Raw genomic sequence first — 18,719 nt, 5'->3', positions numbered from 1 at the left:
GTTGGGTGTAGCAGGTCTCGTCCAGGCGATCGCCGGCCTCGCCCCACAGCAGGGTGGTCAGCGGCAGGTCCAGTTCATCGGCCAAGAGGTCGGCGCAGCGATCGATCTCGGCGCGAAACACCGGTTCTTGTTGATAGAGTTGGTGGCCCATACCCGCGTACTGGGAACCCTGGCCGCTGCACAGCCAGGCCACCTTCGGCGACGAAGCCGGCGCAGTCGGTAACTCGGCCTGCGATAACGCATCATGCAATTGCACTGCGGTCGTGCCGGTCACCGCGAGCCGGTAGGGAAAATGGCTACGGCCCACCGCGGCGGTGTAGCAGAGATCGCCGATCGCCGGCTCCGGTGTCTCCTGCAGGAAAGTCAGATAGCGCTCGCGCAACGCCGCCAGGGCGGCGGGACTTTTTGCGGAGATACACAACACGGCCGGTTCGCGGGGCGGATATTGCGCCGCCGGCCGCTCGTGCGGCGGCGCCTGTTCCAGGATCGCATGGGCCAGCGTGCCGCCAAAGCCAAACGAACTGACTCCGGCTCGCCGGGGCGCCTGCGCAACAGGCCAGGTTAACGGCTCTGTCGGCACGACTGTGATACCGTTTTGATTCCAGGGAATCTTGGTACTGGGCTTGCGCAGATGAATTTGCGGCGGCAATAGTTGATGCTTAAGACTTAGCGCCACTTTTATAAGGCCGGCCATGCCGGCCGCACTTTCCAGGTGCCCGATATTCGCTTTAACTGAACCGACCAATAGCGGGGTGCTCCGCGTTTTATCGGCGCAAAAGACACTGGATAGTGCCGAGACTTCAATCGGGTCTCCCAGTGCCGTGCCGGTGCCATGGGCCTCAACGTAAGTTAAGTCGGCAGGTGCGAGCTTCGCCTTGGCAAGCGCTCTCCTTATTGTCGCCTCTTGCGCGGGACCAACCGGCGCAGTAAGACCGTTACTCTTACCATCCTGCATGACCGCAGACCCTTTGATCAGTGCATAAACGGGATCGCCCGCACTTGCGGCTGCTTTTTTGCGCTTCAATATCACCACACCACAGCCTTCGCCACGCACATAGCCGTTGGCGTTATCGTCGAAAACTTTACACAGCGAGTCGGGCGAGAGCATATTCGCTTTTTTATAGACTGTGGATATATCCGGGCTGACCAGTAGATTGACGGCACCGACTATCGCCATATCGACTTCGCCGAGGCTCAGGTCTTTACAGGCATTGTGTAAAGCGGCAAGCGAGGAAGAACATGCCGTGTCAATCGCAACACTGGGCCCTTTCAAGTTCCAATAGTAAGAAATACGATTTGCGGCAATACTGAGGGCGCTGCCGGTTCCGGCATAACTTGCTTTATCGACACCCAATTTAAGTTGTTGGCGGGCGTAGTCCGCATCGCTGATACCGATATAGACCCCGGCCCGGGTACCGTTTACCATCTCTTGCGAGAGCCCTGCATCCTCAAGGGCTTGATGGCAAAGTTCCAATAACAGCCGCTGCTGGGGGTCCATACACTCAGCTTCACGGGGCGTAATCGAAAAGAAACCGCAGTCAAACCGGGCAATATCTTTCAGGAAGCCACCTTTTGTCAAAGCAGAAAATTCGCCCTGTAACTCATGGGCATTTAACGCCCAGCGGCTTTTGCCAATATCGGAAATCCCATCGCCTCCCGCAAGGATCAGTTTCCAAAATTGATCTATACTCTCGGCCCGGGGAAACCTGCAGGCCATACCAATAATTGCCGTATCTTCGTTCAGGTCAACAACCGATTGAGAAGGCGGGCAATCCCCACGGGGCGTATCGATTTCCGCCAAATAATCAGCTAAAAGGGACAACGTCGGATAATCGTAAGCCACTTCCAACGGCACTGTTCTGCCGAGGCGTCTACTGATCAACTCAGAAAACTGGGTGGCAGTCAGCGAATCCAACCCGAAATCAGCCATGGGGGCATCACTATTCAACGTATTGACAGGAATATTCAAAAGCCCCGCCAACATGGCCTTCAACCAATCAACGGTAGCAACGGCACTGGCTGCCTTCTCCCCGTTTACAAGGGTTTCTCTACTACCAACGGCAACGTCGACTGTTGTCAGTTCGCCATTGAGGTATTTTTTATGGCTTAACGACCGCTGCACCTTGCCGCTGGATGTTCGCAAATAGCTGCCCGGTGGCAGCAACACCAGGTGGTGTAAGCTGATGCCGTACTCTTTCAAGACCGCACTCTTCGCCGCACTAATCAACGAATTTTTCTCGCGCATTGATATAGTGGCTTTTCTGACCTCCGCCACAACGACGAGTTTGTCAATCTGGTTTTCCTCTATCCTAAACGCCGCGATACAGCCTTTTCGAAATAAGGAGTGGCATTTCTGCACTGTCAACTCCACATCCTGCGGGTAGTGGTTTTCGCCACGGATGATAATCAAATCCTTTTTTCGCCCGGTAACAAACAACTCGCCGCTGTCAAAAAAACCAAGATCACCGGTTTTTAGAAATACTTGGCCGTCATATTGCTTACAGCTACCATTAAAAGCGCCCGCATCAAAACTACCCCTGTTGTAGTATCCGTCAGTGACACTTTCTCCAGATACCCATATCTCGCCGACCTGCTTATCGGTTAGCAACTCCCCCGAGTCCGGATTCACGACAATGACCCGCTGATCAGCGGCTACCTTGCCTGAACCCGCTAAAGTGATCTTTTTACCCCCGTGCAATGCTTCTTCATATAAAACCACTTTACCCTGTGTAAAAGACTCGGCTGAGACGTCGATAAACACTGGCTTGTCATTTGCAGGCGAGGCGGTGATGGTCAGCGTGGTTTCAGCCATGCCGTAAGCCGGGCATAGGTTCTCGGGAGAAAAGCCCGAAACGGAAAATTTATTCGAAAATCGCTTTAAGGTATCACCGCGCACGGGTTCCGCCATATTGGCGGCAACACGCCAGGCGCTTAAATCAAGACTTCCGGCCTGATCTTCGCTAACTTTATCCACACACAAGTCATAGGCAAAATTTGGGGCCCAACTTATCGTTGCCTTATAGTCGGAAATTGCCCTGAGCCATTCGAACGGATTTTTCACAAAGTCAAATGGCGACATAAAGATATAATCGGCAGAGAAGTAGAGCGCCTGCAGCAAGGTGCCAACCAGTCCCATATCGTGATAGAAAGGGAGCCAGGAAACGAATATCTTTTCTTTCGGCAATCGTAAGCTTTCTCTGGTTGCCTCCATATTGTGCAGTATATTGCGGTGGGTAACACGCAGGCCCTTTGGGGCATTGGTTGATCCCGACGTATACTGCAAGTAGGCCAGGTCATCCAAGCCGCCGATGAACCTATCATAGCCATTCAATGGCTTCGTCTCGAGCTTATCGAGCAACAGGACTTTTATACCCTGCTTTTCCAAACGGTCAAAGTGTTCGATATATAAATCGCGATCGCCGCCAACGGTAAACAGCAGACTCGGCTCGGCATCTTCAACGATTGAATTCAGCCTCTCCCAATTATTTCTGTATTTTTTGGGCGGATATACCGGTATTACAACAATACCCGAAAACAGACTGGCCATGAAACCAATGACATAGTCTATTCCGGTAGGACACATCAACAGTGCCCGCTCGCCCGCCCGGTGCTCTTGACTAATTAAGCTGGCAAGCGAGGCAGCTTTGCTTATCAAGTCACGATAAGAGAGAAAGTCATCAAATCGTTTTTCATCTGCAAATGTTCTGAATACAACGCCCTTACCGGTGGCCGCCGCGGAGCTGGCCGCCTTCAAAACGGCGTCATTAAAGCTTCTATATTTTATGTACTTACTCATAAATCACAGTCCCATTTGCAGGCGGTATACGGCGACTCGTAAATAGCTTTTGTGCGCGCGGGCAGACGCTCAATACACCGCTTAATTTTCAGGCAGCGCCTCTCCTTGGGCATTGGCGATCCCTGAGGTAATCTGATGCCTCAAATCGATGAGAAAGTCTGCCGCGTTTGACTGTAGATAGAAGTGGTCCCCAAAAAATTTCCTAAACGCACAATCATCACTGTAAAATTCCCACTCTCCCATGCTATCGCAAGGTATCAATGAATCGCTTTCGGAAAAATAGACACAAATTGGGTTTTGCAACCGGATTCGGTGCCTCAACTTATAGCCCCACAGCAGCTTAAAGTCGCTCTTTATACCCGGCAGCAAATAGCTCATCATGTCCGGATCATTCAATACACTTTCAGGCGTTCCCCTGAATTTTTTCAACAGGCTCAAAAACCCCTCGTCGCTGTCTTCCTCCGGCGGGGTGAATATTTCTCCATCCGCCACGTGTGGCGCACTCATTCCCGAAAAAAACGAACAGGCCGGCGGCGGCAACCCGCGTCGCTGTATTTCAACCGCAAATTCATAGCTGTTCAGCGCGCCCAGGCTATGACCGAAAGTAAAGTACTGATTTTCGAAACTGAAATTAGCGGCCTGCAAGCTATTCAACTGGCTGGCGGCTATATCTGTGAGCGTGCAGTTCGAAGTCTCTGATTCGGGGCGATTGGCGACGAAAATATTCATCTCCAGTGCCGGTGGCCAAAGTCTGAACGTGAGAGGACTGCCTCCGGCAAATGGAAAGCATAAAAGGTTGGGTAACCCGGCGTTTACTTTATTGCCAACAAAATCCCACATTTTCTCACCCCAGAAAAGTCACAAGCGTGTGGTGATATCAGGAGCCCGCACAAATCGCAGTGCGGGCGCGCTACACTATTTGCTCATGTACACAAGCCCGAATGGCTGCGATCCGGGGGGCAGAGGCCCTGGTTGACTGCGCAGCGCTTCGATCCTGCCGTCTGTCGTCTCGTAGCTGGAGACATAGCCACCCTGGCCATGGACCGTATAGATATAGCTATCGTCATTGGAGATAACTATCTCAAGCGGCCAGGCTTCGACGCTCGCTTCGTTGGGAACAGGTTCAACCTCAATTATCCTGAGCAAACCGGCCTCGTCCATTTCGTAGGTGGTTATACTGTCACTAAACGTATTGGTGGCGAAAACATATCGGCCGTTGGAAGTAAACTCCACCCAACAAGTAGCTTCCTGTCCGCCACTTGGAAAGGATTCATCAACAATAGGGGCAATTTGACCTGTCTCCGCCATAAGGTATGACGACATCGAACCGGGCTGCTCATTGATCGCCACGACATTGGAAATCAGTAACTGTGTTGGGTTGGTGGGTCGAAAGCCAAAACCAATGGGTTGCGGGTCCTGGCTGACAGAGGGCGAACCCGGGGCAGGTGTTAACCGTCCGGTTACAGAGTCCACCTGGAACGTATCTATATTGCTGGTTTCAGGCGGCTGTGGCGAAAATGGAAAACGCGCTGCAACCAATACATCCCCAGCGGGATTGAAACCGATGGCAAACGGCACTCGAGGGGGATTGACGTCGAAAGATACAGTAGCCTCGGGCAAAGGTGAGGCCGTCACGGCTCTGCCGTTGATATTAACGCGAAAGCCCCGGATGTCACAAAACTCACAGGTGGAGAAGTCAGTCCCCAAGTGAGAGACATAGAGCAGATCACCTCTCAAAGCTATACTTACCGGGAACACACCGCCGGAGGAAAAAGGGCTGCCTATCAAGGGTCGCAGGCTCCCATTACCCCTGACTTCCATCACCGAAATACTGTTGCTGCCAGGGTTGACGGCAAACAGGAACCTTTCATCCTCACTGGCTACCAGCCCCGCTTGATTAAATATAACCGCTCCGGCTCCGGAACCACCTGTTGGAAACGGAGAACCGGCAAGCTCCCGCAAAGAGCCGTTTGCCCTGACCCGGTAGCCGATTATTGAATTATCGCCAGCGACATTGGACACGGTATACAAGTAGTTTCTGACTACCGCCGTCGCTTCACTTTCCTGAACCCCCTGGTCAGCATACGAGAAAATTGAAACAAAAAAGGCAATTACACCAACAGCGATTTTTTTCGGTGCAGCTCTTTGTAGAACGACATTTTTTAGAATAGCAATGGCGAGAATGGCTTTTGTAATCATATTTCACTCCGTAAATTTTTGGCAGTTAATCTTTCCTACATATGAAATTTATTGTGCACCTGTTGTTCTAAAATAAGCACAGCACAATGAAACCGCAATCAAACCAAACATGCGGCAACAGATAACCGGCAGCGGAAAAATCCACCGAAAACAGGGCTTTATCTATTTACCGGGCAGCTTGAAGCTAGAAGTAAATCAATCTACTGGTGACATGAAGAACACTCCTTTGACTAAAAATCCAAGATGAAAAAAGGCAGGAAGCCCCAAACAAAAATCCAAGAAAATCAACAAATCTCAATAGTGAAGAACTATCGACATAAAAATTTACCGCTATATAACTCTGCGACTTTTTCAGTTAAAAAAATTCGCAGCTCAAGGACAGCGGAATTGTATTCAAAAGCATTTCACAACTCTCAACTTTTTTACGAGGTTTTTTAATAAAAAAACCGAACCACATGGATTTTTTATTAAAAAATCACTCTTAAAAGTGGAGATGCCCTGTTAAACACTAAGATTTTTTACTAAGAATTATCCACTGTTTTTGTGGATATTTTTTGAGCTTGACGCGTGTTTTTACAACTGTGCTTACAGCGGAAACTATATTTTTCACTGCAAATACAGCATACAATTATAACTACAAAACTTCTGATCGCTGCCAATGCTTTACTTTGTTTTCTTATTTCAAAAACAGCTTTTTATTCCATTTCCTTTATCCTCTTTGTCCTTTATTTCCTTTGCCTCCTTCCCACTTTTGCAACCCTTTCGATCATTTGTCTCAGGCGTCCTTGGTTTTTGGCGGGATTGAAGATATAAGCCGTGTGACTGCATGTTCTGCATTGCTCGCAATATTCACTTAAACGACGTATAGCGTCAAGGCAAACACGCGCCATCAAAACAAAACATGTAACAAATTTTACCAAACGAGTATATTTTCACTCTATTGGCACGAGAAACTTTTTACTATTACAACTTTTTGTCACCGAAATCGTGGCAGCACTTTGACCAAGATGAACACCGGATAAATTTATCGGCTTTTATACTTTCAACGTTAAATGGAAATAGCGCTTTAACTCGCTCATCCAAAAACAACCTGGGCCAGTTTGTATTATTGAACAAACTTACTCTTTGCCGAATCAAATCGAGATCGAGCGATTTCCGACTGTAATGTATTGCGCTAATCCGACAGTGATAGCTTTAAACACACTGTCGATCTCCTATTTTCCCAATGCGCCGACTTAGCGCATGCAAGTCGTTTAAAGCGACGAACTGTCAAAGAGGCAGTCGCGTAACAGTCGCAATTCTGCACAATAAAAAGGCGGCAAAGGCCCTACTTTTGAACAGAGTAATCAGACTGAATCGAAGGTAAGCGCCCGATTTGTCAGGTGTTCCGCTTTGCCACTTGAACATAGCCAAAACCTCTTTTTCAACTGTTCAGCAACCTGAACGGATTCTTCTATAAGATACATGTTTTCTATTTTGGCGTGGGCTACTACTCAGATAGCTGGGAGTACCGTCTAGCACGTGCACGCGACTCGGCTCGGCTCGGCAAATACAACAGTTCAGGGCTTCAACCTTTCAGCATCTCTGCCAAACGCTAGGCAGGTGACCTTGTTTCTTTAAATAACTTAAATTTTTCAACAATGTCTTTAAAATGCGGTTCATTGATTGCCTACAAATTGGCAGATAGAAATACGCGTATTTATTAACTTCTCTACTTATAAGAGCTCTTTAAAACTCTCGCAGTTTCCCGGGTTGCGTTTAACTTTTTCGCTGGCTTTGAGATGAACGGACAGTGAGAAATTTAGTCAGCAGGCAGGGTGTTGAGGATTAAAACTTTTGATCGGACTGGACTTAACAGGGACTCGAATCAACAAGGTAGATATCAGCCTTGGCTACAAAAGCCCCACCCCATTGACTTAATATTAAATTTGAAGCAGGACTCGAACTTCTCAACCAAGGTGAGCCTTAGCGCTTGCAAAGGAATTAGATGCTGTCGCGCTTATTGATGAACACCGGGGCCGCAAAGCGGCTATCAAACATAATGTAACCATAACTGGCCCGGCCGCTGTTTTAATGCCTCCGGCAACGTCAGTATATGCTTTGTCTTGTTTCTCATCTCGTTGATCACTCCCAAACTTCATCTCAATCACCTTATCAATATTCCCTTCTCCCGGTGGTTCGTCTGAATCTGAAACCATAATCACATCTGTGCGACGTAAATAACCTAACCCTGGTGTAAACCCCTCCACTTCTTTTTTAACGCGCCCCATCGGAAAACGGGAAGGCTCGGTGGTGTTTGCGTCATTCTTATCCCGATGCATAAAGCAAGGCATACCATTAATTGAAAGGGACGCGCCAATCACTTGACCGACACATTTATCTTGACAGGGTGCGCTCATAGTAATTCCTTCCTTTGACTGAGTGCATTTACATTAAGAGCGAAATAACAATGTAGGCCGTAGAAAAATTGGAAGCTGTATTTCGGCAAAGTCCCTTGAGAAGCGAGCCTGCGTAATGAGGAGAACGAACTTAAATCAGCAGCTTAACCAGTCGCGGTCTATCGCACAAACGCAGTCACCCTCAAAGCGAAGCTGGCCTGTCGCTAAAAGCGCCTCCCGAACGGCCTCATTCAACGATGGCCTAACACCGGCGACTTGATTAGTCTTTTTCTAACTTTTGGATAGTAGTTGCTGCTACGCCAGATCTATCAGCAAGTCCCCGCCTCTATGCCTGAACAACTCGGCCATAGCTCACAAGAGTTTTTTGAAACCTACGCGAAATGGATTCGTCAGCGAGAAAATGCCACTCAGCGAAGCCTTATGTCACAAGCCATAAAGGACATCGATAATGAAAGTGGGGCAAAAGTGGGGCAATTGACTACCCTGAAAACACAACTGATTGATTTAAAAGAAGATATTTGGAGCGGGAAACGAGACTCGAACTCGCGACCCCAACCTTGGCAAGGTTGTGCTCTACCAACTGAGCTATTCCCGCTGAATGGCGTCCCCTAGGGGAGTCGAACCCCTGTTACCGCCGTGAAAGGGCGGTGTCCTAGGCCTCTAGACGAAGGGGACCCAGAGCTTTCGATATCGACCCAGAACAGCCTCAATACCGGAAGTGGGGCGCATTCTAAGGAGCAGACCGGCCCCTGTCAACACCTTTCCCCCCTTATTCTAATTTTTTGGGAAACAATGACTTAGCGACATTTTGTGGCCTGAAGCCCCCCTCCGACAACAACCTCACCGGACCGGGCACCCCGACCTGTTGCAAACCCGGTTTGCAAGAATTGGACCTTGTCACTAGCATTAAGGCATGTCAGTCGTCTATATAACCACCGCCATCGCCGTCTTAGCCGCCGCCCTGGTCGGCTATGCCGTGATGTCCCAGACTGTGAACCACCGGCGCAAAAGCAAACAGCGTCTGGTGACCGCGTTAAAGGTGCGTTTGCGCAATTTCAAGCATATGCTCGACGCCTTCCCGGCGGACTTCCTGACCAGGGAACTGACAGTGCTGTTGCACAAGTGCCTGATCGATGTCTGCGAACAGCTGTCGAAGCTGGAACCCGATACCCCGGCCTTCCTGAAGGAGTCGCAGCACTATGCCAGTCAGTTGCAGGCGCTTCAGGCCACCGCCAAAGCGAACCGCTCGAAGGGCCTGGAAAACCCACAACAGGCAAAAGAGGTGCGCCACTACCTGCAGGAACTGGACAAATTCATCGCCCAGCTCACAGCTCGCCGCAGTATCAGCGCCGAGCAGGCCAAACTCTATCGCCACCAGATAAAACAACTGACGCTGCAGCTCTCTGTCGATGCCCACACCCGCAACGCCAAACAGGCCCAGCAAAGCGGCAAGGCCCGGCTGGCGATTCATCACTATACCCTGGCCCACAAGCTGCTGGCGGGCGCCAACGACCGCGGCATCCACCAACAAAAACTCGACAAGCTGGCCCAGGTAATCAAACAACTGGAAGCCAAGGCGGCCAAGGAAACACCGCAATCGACACATCAAGAGGAACAAAGCGCCACCGCAGAGGCCTGGGACAATTTCGGCGAGGATGAGAGCTGGAAAAAGAAAAAACTTTACGACTAACCCACCATTGACCTCCGCGCGAGCAGCCGGCGGCCACCATCAATCAGCACCGCCGGAATTGCCTCCTGCACCACAAGCTGACGGGTGCTATACGGCAACAGGCGCCCTCACTCACTCAACCCCCGCCTCAAATGCCCGCTGAAAGCGCAGTATCCGCGCCGCATTGGCCCCCAGGTCGCTCTTCCCCACCCGGGACACGGATCGGCTATCCACCCGACTGCCCGTGCCGGCGGCGCTGATCCTGATAATGATATCGTCCTTGAACCCGAACCATGCCGTCTCCTCCACCGCCTCGATGCGCCCGCTGCCGGGTTCCTGCTCGAGCAACCGCCAACCGAGCGCCTCCACCACCGCAAGGCTGCGTTCGAAGGCCGCTTCCACCGGCAGCTCCGACAGCAGCGGCCCGACTTCGGGATAGGCCTGGCGCTGGAGCCTGGCCACCTCGGCGCCCGGATACTCCAGCGTGTTTTCCGCCGGCGAGCGCTCGCGTTTGGCCGCGACGTATTGCGGCGGATTTTCCGTATCCGTGGAAATATCGTGAATCGGCGGTACCGCAAAGTTCGCCGGGCCCACCACCACCACGGCGACCAGCACCGGCGCCACCCCGATGACCGCCGCACAACCGGCTTGCAAGCGCAACTGCGGTGCTTTTTTCGCCCAGGCCCAGAGCCACATGGCGAACCCCAGCACCCCGGTTATCAACACCAGTGCCATGGCCAGCAGCGCCCCCAGAAACGCTGCCGCAAAAGGCAGTAACTCAGCTTTGTGGCCGAGCGGTGCGATGACCAGCACCGCCAGTAAAAAAACCTGCAGCACCAGCAGCCGGCGGGCCCAGGACTTGTTGTCAGTGCTCATCATCGGCCTCGCGCAATTGCAGGGAGGCGGAATTGATGCAGTAGCGCAGCCCGGTGGGTGCGGGACCGTCGGCAAAGACATGGCCGAGGTGGCAACCGCAGTGACGGCAGGTCACCTCGGTGCGCTGCATCCCCAGGCTCAAGTCGCTGTGCTCCTCGATACTGCCCGGATCAAGCGGGCGGTAAAAGCTCGGCCAGCCGGAACCGGAATCGTATTTGGTCTCGGAAGAGAACAGCGCTCCACCGCAGCAGCGACACTGGTAGGTACCCGCCGTCTTGGTGTCCCAATAAGCCCCGGTAAACGCCCGCTCGGTGCCTTTCTCCCGGCAGATATGAAACTCCTCCGGGGTCAGGCGTGCGCGCCAATAGGCGTCGTCTTTTAACGGTTGATCTGCCATAATTCCACCCTTTTTACCCGCGACAATTTACCTGCGACTATGATTAAGCCCGCAACGTTCAAACCCGCGACCATTTTGAACCGCGACTTGAACCGCGACTTGAACCGCGACAGTCGACCGGGTCTCGGCGCCCGCCGTCCCGGGTACCAGCTAGGGGCATACTACTGCAAATGAGTGCTATTGATAAATCAGATAAGCTACACGGCGTCTGCTACGATATCCGCGGCCCGGTACTGGAGCACGCCCACCGACTGGAGGAGGAAGGCCACCGCATCCTCAAGCTCAATATCGGCAATCCGGCGCCGTTCGGCTTTGAGGCGCCCGACGAAATCATCCTCGACGTCATTTACAATCTGCGCCACGCCCAGGGCTATACCGAGTCCCACGGTCTGTTCGCCGCCCGCAAAGCGGTGATGCAGGAGTGCCAGCGGTTGCAGATTCCCCAGGTGGAGATCGACGATATCTTTCTCGGCAACGGCGTCAGTGAACTGATCGTGATGGCGATGCAGGCGCTGCTCAACAACGGCGATGAAGTGCTGATCCCGGCCCCCGACTATCCGCTGTGGACGGCGGCGGTCAAGCTCGCCGGCGGCACGCCGGTGCACTACCACTGCGACGAACAGGCGGACTGGTTTCCCGATCTCGAGGATATCGCCGGTAAAATCAGCGACAGAACCCGCGGCATTGTGGTGATCAACCCCAACAACCCCACCGGCGCGGTCTACAGCCAGGCGCTGCTGGAACAGATTGCCGAGTTGGCCAGAGGCGCCAACCTGATCGTCTTCGCCGATGAAATCTACAGTAAAATCCTCTACGACGACGCCGAGTTCGTACCCATGGCCAGGATCGCCCAGGACCTGGTCTGTATCAGCTTCAACGGCCTGTCGAAGAGCTACCGGCTGGCGGGTTTCCGCTCCGGTTGGATGGTGATCAGCGGCGCCAAGCAGCGCGCCGTGGGCTATATGTCCGGCGTGGAAATGCTGGCCTCCATGCGCCTGTGCGCCAATGTGCCGGCCATGTACGCGGTGCAGACCGCCCTCGGCGGTTACCAGAGCATCAATGAGCTGATCCTGCCCGGCGGCCGGCTGCGCGAACAGCGCGACCTGGCCTGGAACAAGATCAACGACATTCCGGGGGTTTCCTGTGTGAAACCCAAGGGCGCCATCTATCTGTTCCCGAAACTGGATTTGGACATCCACAAGATTCGCAATGACGAACAACTGGTGTTGGATTTTCTGGTACAGGAAAAAATTCTGCTGGTGCAGGGCACGGCCTTCAACTGGCCGGAGCCGGACCACTTCCGGGTGGTATTCCTGCCCCGCATCGACGAACTGGACGCCGCTGTGGAGCGTTTTGCGCAGTTCCTCGACACCTATTCGCAGGATTGACAACAAGATTGACAACAAATTAACAACGACGGGCCGCAGGCTTGACAGCGACAGGATCAGACCGCCGTGAGCGATATTCACATTGAAGACTTTTACAAAGATGTGGCGAAGATACTGGCGCAGCTCTACGGTTGTTTTCCCCGCAAAAGCATTCTCTATGTCGAGGATATCGCCGGCCCCGACGCGCCGGATGAATTCGGTCTGCACAGCGAGCGCCACCAGGCCTGTTTCGGCACCATGGTGTGGCTGGCCGAGTCCGGCTATCTCCAGTACGGCGAAACCATCCGCCAGGAGGCGCTGGACCAGGCCTGCCTCACCCACAAGGGCTTCACCCTGCTATCCACGCGGGCGACTTTTGTCGCCGACGGCAGTATTGATCAAAGCGCGGGAGAACATGCGGGTGAGACTCGGGCCGCCCTCGCCGCCGAGCCGGGCCGAGGGATCACTTACAATATCAACCAGTTGCGCCAGGCACTGAAAAGCCGCTCTTCGTCGCTGATCCGCCAGACGGTGCACCAGTTGTTGCTGGAGTCCCGCCACCACCGCTGAGGCGAACTAACGCCGCCCCCCGATGCAGCTTCTATCTATCATTATCCACGTCCGTATCACTGCAGCCCCCCCTTTCCATACCGATCTGGATTAACACTAGCAGAGGTAGGGGCTGTCCCTAGTCTTTAAGTAAATACGCTTGAGGAAGTGCCATTAGGGTCTGTTCCGAATGGCACTTAGTTAAGAGAACTTGCACCAATTTATCGACATCTGTCCCAGTCGTATTGGACTTGCTTAAGAATACTGCGGGTAGGTCTGCCTCTGGAGAGGGCTTTCAGAAACTCTCGACAGCAGGGATGCTGTCGGGAAGTCCCCAGGGACGGGTTCATCGAGGGGACGCCTAGTCCGTGTTTCTGAAAGCCCTCTCCAGAGGCAGACCGGTAAATTAGCACGTGTCTGCTTAACTAAGTGCCATTCCGGTCTGTCCCGGTATTTCCTCACGGCTCATACCGATAGTGCAACAGCTTGAGCTGGCGCTCGGGGTCGCGATCCGGGAAGTCGGGGTGAGCGGGCAGGCGACCGGCGAAGCGACAGGCGGGGCATGCCTCAGCCACGAGGTCGCGCAGACAAGCACTGCTGATCTCCGGTGCGTTCAAACACAGCAGCAGCTCCCCACCCGGTCGCAGCCACTGCGGCACGCGGCGGATAACCCGCGGATAATCTTTCGCCGCCACAAAACTGCCGGGCTGGTAGGAAGGCGGATCAATCACGGCGATATCGAAGGGGCCGCGGCGGTGGATACGCCCCCAGGATTTCATGATGTTGGCCGCCATAAAGCCAACCCCCGCCAGCGACAGTCCATTCAAACGGTGGTTATCGCGGCCGCGGGTCAGCGCGGTTCGGCTCATATCGACGTTTACCACCGCCGCCGCCCCGGCAGCCTGCGCCACTACCGAGAAAGCACAGGTGTAGGCAAACAGATTGAGCAGGCGTTTGCCCGCCACCCGCTGCTCCAGCCACCGCCGTCCGGGCTCCATATCCAGAAAGAAACCGATATTCTGCCGCTCGGCCAGGCGAATGGAAAACCGCAGGGCGCCGCGGCGCGCCAGCAAGGTTTCCGGCAACCGGCCGTAGACGATATCGGCGGGCGCGCCCGGCCGGTAGCGTCGCTGTATGACGACCGCCTGTAGTGACCGCAGCGGCGCCAGCTCCGCCAGGCGCCGGCACAGGTCTGCTTCAAGGTCTCCGGCGGGCTGTTGATAGAGCGTCGCCAGCAGCACCGGCGCAAAGTAATCGAGCGATAAAAATTCCCAACCCGGCACCTTGCCGCCGCGACCGTGGAGCAGCCGGCGACTGTCGGCACCCGGCGCCGGGGCATCCTCTGCCAGGGGCGCCAGTGCCGCCTCCAGCAGGTGCCAGGGCACGGCGGATTCAGCCGGCATGGCCGACGGGGTAGAGAATGGCATCGCGATAGCCGGTCACCACCCGGATATAGCCGTCCATCTCGCGATCGAACTGCGGATCGTGGCTGTCCACCAGCAGCGGCCGCCCCTGCAGCGCCCTGATCTTGGCCTTGGTGGCGATAACAACCAGGTTGGCCTTGCCGACCCGGCGCAACACTGCCGGGGTAAGCTGCTGATTGCCGCGGCCGATAATATGCCCCTGTCCGCCGATGGCGGTAATCACCGCCTTTACCTCGCCGTCATGGCCGGCCAATATCTGCTCCAGTTGCGGGCCGTTGACATCGGCCGCCAGCAGGCGGCCGTCCTGCACCACATCGACGCCGAGCAGGGTATTGTCCAGGCCGAGTTCCTCCATAACAGCACGGGTGGTGGAACCCGGCCCCATAATGTAGAGGGTGCCGGCCTGCATCTGCTCGATAATCTCCGCGGCGATATCGGCCAGCACCAGTTCCTCCACCTCGCGGCCGCCCTGCTTGACTTGTTGCAGGAAGCCGCCGGCTTCGGGTACCGCCAGCTCACCGTAGTAGCAGGCCTTGACGACCCCGGCGCGAAAAGCCTCCTCATCGATATCGCGCACCTCCTGCTCCACCAGGGCCACCAGGTCCGCCTCGAGCATCAGCCTGATCAACTCGCCCGCCGCCTCGGGTGAGACCGCGTAGACGCCGGAATGCATTTTCACCCCCGCCGGCACGCCCAGCGCCGGCGGGCCGCAGCCGATGGCGCTGTAGATATCCCGCGCCGTACCGTCGCCACCCACAAAAACCAGTAAATCGACACCTTGCCCGAGCAGCGCGCGCGCTATACGGCGGGTATCCTCGGCGCAGGTTCGGTCCTCCTGCGGCACACTGCCCACCACCTGGGGCGTAAATCCGGCAGCTATGGCCGCTTCCGCCCCCATCGGGCCGGGGCCGGTAAACAACGCTATGCGAGCACGGTAGTCTTTTATGGCGACCAGGGCGCGGGCAGCGCGGGCGCCGGCGCGCGGCTTGGCACCCGCCTGCAGCGCCGCCGCTACGGTGGCGGCACCGTCGCTACCCTTGAGGCCGGCCGGTCCCCCGACCCCGGCAAGGGGATTGACAATAAGACCCAAACGGAAAAGACGTTCGCACATAATTAATGGCGCCGGCAAAAAGGCGCCAGTGTAAACCGAAATAGCGCCTATACTGAATAGACACTCTGACAAAAAGGAGCCCGCTCGCACCGGCCCAACAGCTTCACCCGGTGGCTTTAACCGGCCTGTCATCTGGCGGGGTTTACTATTGCCAAGCGCCAGGAGGTAAACCGCAATGACCGACGCAAACCGGGATGCAGGTACCCGGCCGCGCGCGACAGCACCGGACGGCGGCGATCGCACCGATTACCGCGGCGGTGCCGTTATCGATAGCAACGGCCGCGAAGTACCTATCACCGACGCCATGGTCGAACAGGCGTTACAAGAACTTGACTATAACAATCAGGGCTTAGGCAACAGCCACCGATAAGCCCGCTTTCTCCCTCCCACTAACATTGGGGTAGTGCCCAAAGTCGCCGGCTAGATGCCAGGCGACTTCTTCTTTTGTCGGTGGGGCATAGGTTCCGTCAAATACAATTCCGTCAAGAATTGCTGTTGCGCAAGATGCAATCCCGCAACGTGCAGTTCCGGACAGAAACCTACTCGGCAGGACCGTGCCCGGTGAGGCGGTCCCGCCGAGTAGGGTTCTGTCGAGCAGGGTCATTTACAGCGCAGCCGTCGAACACACAGGCCGGCAATGATCCCGGTTGTTCGCTACCCGATCACTGCGAATCCCAACGCTGTGAGTGTCTCGCGTACCGGCGCCTGCAAACCGGCGCCAGACACGGAAAAATGCTTGAATTCGCGCCGCACCGGATAGTCCCTGCGCAGCGCATCAAAGCCCTGGCCGAGCGTTGCAGGCTGGGCCGCTACCTGCCGCAAACGCCGGTCGTCTTCGCGTATATCATAGGCCTGGAGCACGGCCGCGCCTATCTGCCATAACGCCGGTGCGGCGGTATCGATCAGCAGGCGGCGGTCGACACCATCAGACGCCGCTACGGGAACCGGCGGGACGGTACCCAGGTACCGGCACAGCGCTTCGAACACCATCTCAGTGCCCCGTACCTTGCCGTCCATACTGTAACCGGCGATATGGGGCGTTCCCAGTGCGATGCGGTCCAGGAGAGCCGGCTCCAGCGCCGGCTCGGGCTCCCAGACATCCAGCACCACCTGCAACTCCGCCCCCGCAACCAAGCGTTCGAGCAGTGCCCGATTATCCAGGGCAGCCCCGCGACCGGCGTTGATCAGCAGGGTGCCGGGTTTGAGTCGGGCCAGTTCCCGCGCGCCCAACAGGTGATAACTGGGGTAAGGTCCGCTGCGGGTCAAAGGGGTGTGCATACTGATGATATCGGCCTGCAGGACTGTGTCGAGGTCGGTCAGCGCCGGATTCGTGGTCGCCGGTAACAGCGGGTCATAGCAGCGACACGCCACGCCCAGTGCAGTCAGGCGCCGATAAAGTCCCCCACCGACCGCACCGCACCCAATAATGCCTACTGTCTTTTTACCCCAGTCGACACCCAGCGCCGACAGGGCGCTGAACACATACTCCACCACGGCATTGGCATTGCAACCCGGAGCATTGGCGTAAGTGATACCGGCGGCCCGCAGATACTCGAGGTCCAGGTGGTCGACACCGATGGTGCAACTGCCGACGAAGCCCACGCGGCTGCCCTCGAGCAGCGCCCGATCCACCCGGGTCACCGAGCGCACCAGTAATATATCGGCATCGAGGACGTCGGCCTGACACAGCGCCCGACCGGGCCGGGTCGTCACCTCGCCCAGACCGGAAAAAAATGCCTGTACCCGTGGAATATTCTCGTCGGCTACGATTTTCATGAGCCCGGTTTACGCACCGGAAAGGACAAAGTCAACCCCGATACCGAAGTTAGCGTCAATATTTGAGTTAACCGCGATACCGCCGTCAGCCGCGATACTGAGACGGCGATTTGCCCGTCCACTTGCGAAACGCGCGGCCAAAATTTGAGGGATCCGTGTAGCCGAGCATACTGGCGATTTGCTGCACCGACATTCTGGTTTGGGTTAGGTAGCGCACCGCCAATCCCTCGCGGGTATCGTCCAACACCGTCTGATAGGTGGTGTCCAGTTGCTGCAGCTTGCGCCGCAGGGTGCGCGGTGAAATGAACAGTTGTGCCGCCGCCTGCTCCAGGTTGGGAAACCGCCCCACATGGGCGAGTAACAACTGTCTTACCTTGCCGGCCAGATCGCTCTGACCGGCGGCCTGCGCCAGGAGCTCATCACAGATTTTTTGCGCCGATTTGGCGGCCATGGGGTTGGCGGTGGGCAGCGGCAGGTCGAGGCAGCGCACATCCAGTTCGAGAGCGTTGCGCGGCTGGTCGAAACTGACCGGGAAGCGCAACAGATGCGCGTGCCGGTCCCAATCGGCCGCCCGGGGCAGACAACCCTGCGCGCGGATCACCGGCTGCCGATCGTTCAACAGGAAGGCAAATACCGTATCGGCTGCGCCCAGAAAACTCTCGAACATAAATTCGCGAATCTCGCCGTAGTCCAGCGTCTCATCCATCACGATGCAGGCGCCCTGCTCGGTGCGGCGAAACGTCATCTCCACCAGCGGCGCCTGAATACGGAAGTAAGTGATAATCGTATCTATGGCTTCGACGAAACTGTCTCGGCTCATGGCGGCATAACCGATCATACCCATCGAGGTGAGATTCAAACGCCTGCCAAACTGCAACCCGAGATGCCGGTCGCCGCTCAAACGCAGGGCGTTGAGCAGCAACTGCCGGTGTTGGCGGAAATTAATATAGTCGTCGGGGTTTTCCAGCAATGCCAGAGTCAGCCCGGTGTTCTCGAGCAGTGCCGCCTCGGTGTGGCCCTCGTCGATCAGCCAGCGCACCAGGGTCGCCGTATAAAACGTCGGCAGCACCGCGTCACTAGTGCCAAAGGAAGCCCGCATAATAATCAGTGCCTCGCCTATCGATGTAATGGCCATATATGACCAGCGGTTGACCTA

14 protein-coding genes and 2 tRNA genes are annotated in these 18,719 nt (G+C 55.4%); 4 read left to right on the top strand and 12 right to left on the bottom strand.

Annotated features, from left to right (window positions below; translation table 11 throughout):
• The 6 genes from FKG94_RS25115 to FKG94_RS25090 all read right to left on the bottom strand — a co-directional run.
• Window positions 1-3,796, bottom strand: a 3,796-nt coding sequence (locus FKG94_RS25115; protein WP_142929707.1) for a beta-ketoacyl synthase N-terminal-like domain-containing protein, incomplete at its 3' end; no start/stop codon positions are given.
• A gap of 81 nt (window positions 3,797-3,877) precedes the next feature.
• Window positions 3,878-4,636 (bottom strand): thioesterase II family protein, encoded by a 759-nt coding sequence (locus tag FKG94_RS25110; protein ID WP_142929706.1) that lies wholly within the window; start codon window positions 4,634-4,636, stop codon window positions 3,878-3,880.
• A gap of 75 nt (window positions 4,637-4,711) precedes the next feature.
• Complete coding sequence (locus FKG94_RS25105; protein WP_142929705.1) at window positions 4,712-5,995, bottom strand: lactonase family protein; 1,284 nt, start codon at window positions 5,993-5,995, stop codon at window positions 4,712-4,714.
• A 1,949-nt stretch (window positions 5,996-7,944) separates the two neighbouring features.
• Entirely contained in the window at window positions 7,945-8,394 is a 450-nt protein-coding gene (locus FKG94_RS25100) for a hypothetical protein (protein ID WP_142929704.1), read from the bottom strand.
• Between the two features lie 519 nt (window positions 8,395-8,913).
• Window positions 8,914-8,989, bottom strand: a tRNA-Gly gene (locus FKG94_RS25095).
• Between the two features lie 4 nt (window positions 8,990-8,993).
• Window positions 8,994-9,069 (bottom strand) — tRNA-Glu (locus FKG94_RS25090).
• Window positions 9,070-9,307: 238 nt separating this feature from the next.
• Between FKG94_RS25090 and FKG94_RS25085 the strand changes: the two genes are divergently transcribed.
• The gene (locus tag FKG94_RS25085; RefSeq protein WP_142929703.1) at window positions 9,308-10,084 is read left to right on the top strand and encodes a hypothetical protein; all 777 of its coding nucleotides are present in this window, start codon (window positions 9,308-9,310) and stop codon (window positions 10,082-10,084) included.
• A 111-nt stretch (window positions 10,085-10,195) separates the two neighbouring features.
• Here FKG94_RS25085 and FKG94_RS25080 read toward each other — a convergent pair whose 3' ends face one another.
• Window positions 10,196-10,942 carry a DUF1499 domain-containing protein gene (locus FKG94_RS25080; RefSeq protein WP_179957812.1) on the bottom strand — a complete coding sequence of 249 codons (747 nt, stop codon included), beginning with the start codon at window positions 10,940-10,942 and terminating at the stop codon, window positions 10,196-10,198.
• Window positions 10,929-11,336, bottom strand: coding sequence for a peptide-methionine (R)-S-oxide reductase MsrB (gene msrB / locus FKG94_RS25075; RefSeq protein ID WP_142929701.1), 408 nt, complete (start codon window positions 11,334-11,336; stop codon window positions 10,929-10,931). Before msrB ends, FKG94_RS25080 begins: the two co-directional genes overlap by 14 nt.
• 170 nt (window positions 11,337-11,506) lie before the next feature.
• On the opposite strand from msrB, the gene FKG94_RS25070 reads away from it, so the two are divergent.
• Together FKG94_RS25070 and FKG94_RS25065 are read left to right on the top strand one after the other, a co-directional pair.
• Window positions 11,507-12,724, top strand: a complete 1,218-nt coding sequence (locus FKG94_RS25070) for a pyridoxal phosphate-dependent aminotransferase (RefSeq protein ID WP_142929700.1) — start codon at window positions 11,507-11,509, stop codon at window positions 12,722-12,724.
• A gap of 66 nt (window positions 12,725-12,790) precedes the next feature.
• Complete coding sequence (locus FKG94_RS25065) at window positions 12,791-13,273, top strand: hypothetical protein (RefSeq protein ID WP_142929699.1); 483 nt, start codon at window positions 12,791-12,793, stop codon at window positions 13,271-13,273.
• 437 nt (window positions 13,274-13,710) lie between these two features.
• Here the strand turns inward: FKG94_RS25065 and FKG94_RS25060 are convergent, their stop codons facing one another.
• Window positions 13,711-14,679: a class I SAM-dependent methyltransferase gene (locus FKG94_RS25060; RefSeq protein ID WP_246125391.1), complete on the bottom strand. Its 969-nt coding sequence runs from the start codon at window positions 14,677-14,679 to the stop codon at window positions 13,711-13,713.
• The gene (locus tag FKG94_RS25055; protein ID WP_142929698.1) at window positions 14,645-15,787 is read right to left on the bottom strand and encodes an ATP-NAD kinase family protein; all 1,143 of its coding nucleotides are present in this window, start codon (window positions 15,785-15,787) and stop codon (window positions 14,645-14,647) included. Before FKG94_RS25055 ends, FKG94_RS25060 begins: the two co-directional genes overlap by 35 nt.
• A 175-nt stretch (window positions 15,788-15,962) precedes the next feature.
• On the opposite strand from FKG94_RS25055, the gene FKG94_RS25050 reads away from it, so the two are divergent.
• Window positions 15,963-16,157, top strand: coding sequence for a PA1571 family protein (locus tag FKG94_RS25050; RefSeq protein WP_142929697.1), 195 nt, complete (start codon window positions 15,963-15,965; stop codon window positions 16,155-16,157).
• 284 nt (window positions 16,158-16,441) lie between these two features.
• Here the strand turns inward: FKG94_RS25050 and FKG94_RS25045 are convergent, their stop codons facing one another.
• Window positions 16,442-17,563 carry a 4-phosphoerythronate dehydrogenase gene (locus tag FKG94_RS25045; protein ID WP_142929696.1) on the bottom strand — a complete coding sequence of 374 codons (1,122 nt, stop codon included), beginning with the start codon at window positions 17,561-17,563 and terminating at the stop codon, window positions 16,442-16,444.
• A gap of 85 nt (window positions 17,564-17,648) precedes the next feature.
• A complete protein-coding gene (locus tag FKG94_RS25040; protein ID WP_142929695.1) occupies window positions 17,649-18,698 on the bottom strand; it encodes an AraC family transcriptional regulator in 1,050 nt (349 codons plus the stop codon).
• Window positions 18,699-18,719: the final 21 nt, after the last annotated feature.

The organism is Exilibacterium tricleocarpae (genome assembly GCF_007004655.1).
GTDB lineage: Bacteria > Pseudomonadota > Gammaproteobacteria > Pseudomonadales > Cellvibrionaceae > Exilibacterium > Exilibacterium tricleocarpae.
The sequence above is the reverse complement of the archived record's forward strand: the minus strand, read 5'-3'. Positions and strand labels throughout refer to the sequence as shown.

Excerpts from the sequence above, each read along its gene's own strand:
- FKG94_RS25110 (WP_142929706.1), bottom strand. The coding sequence starts at position 4,636 with ATGTGGGATTTTGTTGGCAATAAAGTAAACGCCGGGTTACCCAACCTT.
- FKG94_RS25105 (WP_142929705.1), bottom strand. The coding sequence starts at position 5,995 with ATGATTACAAAAGCCATTCTCGCCATTGCTATTCTAAAAAATGTCGTT.
- FKG94_RS25100 (WP_142929704.1), bottom strand. The coding sequence starts at position 8,394 with ATGAGCGCACCCTGTCAAGATAAATGTGTCGGTCAAGTGATTGGCGCG.
- FKG94_RS25085 (WP_142929703.1), top strand. The coding sequence starts at position 9,308 with ATGTCAGTCGTCTATATAACCACCGCCATCGCCGTCTTAGCCGCCGCC.
- FKG94_RS25080 (WP_179957812.1), bottom strand. The coding sequence starts at position 10,942 with ATGATGAGCACTGACAACAAGTCCTGGGCCCGCCGGCTGCTGGTGCTG.
- msrB (WP_142929701.1), bottom strand. The coding sequence starts at position 11,336 with ATGGCAGATCAACCGTTAAAAGACGACGCCTATTGGCGCGCACGCCTG.
- FKG94_RS25070 (WP_142929700.1), top strand. The coding sequence starts at position 11,507 with ATGAGTGCTATTGATAAATCAGATAAGCTACACGGCGTCTGCTACGAT.
- FKG94_RS25060 (WP_246125391.1), bottom strand. The coding sequence starts at position 14,679 with ATGCCATTCTCTACCCCGTCGGCCATGCCGGCTGAATCCGCCGTGCCC.
- FKG94_RS25055 (WP_142929698.1), bottom strand. The coding sequence starts at position 15,787 with ATGTGCGAACGTCTTTTCCGTTTGGGTCTTATTGTCAATCCCCTTGCC.
- FKG94_RS25050 (WP_142929697.1), top strand. The coding sequence starts at position 15,963 with ATGACCGACGCAAACCGGGATGCAGGTACCCGGCCGCGCGCGACAGCA.
- FKG94_RS25045 (WP_142929696.1), bottom strand. The coding sequence starts at position 17,563 with ATGAAAATCGTAGCCGACGAGAATATTCCACGGGTACAGGCATTTTTT.
- FKG94_RS25040 (WP_142929695.1), bottom strand. The coding sequence starts at position 18,698 with ATGGCCATTACATCGATAGGCGAGGCACTGATTATTATGCGGGCTTCC.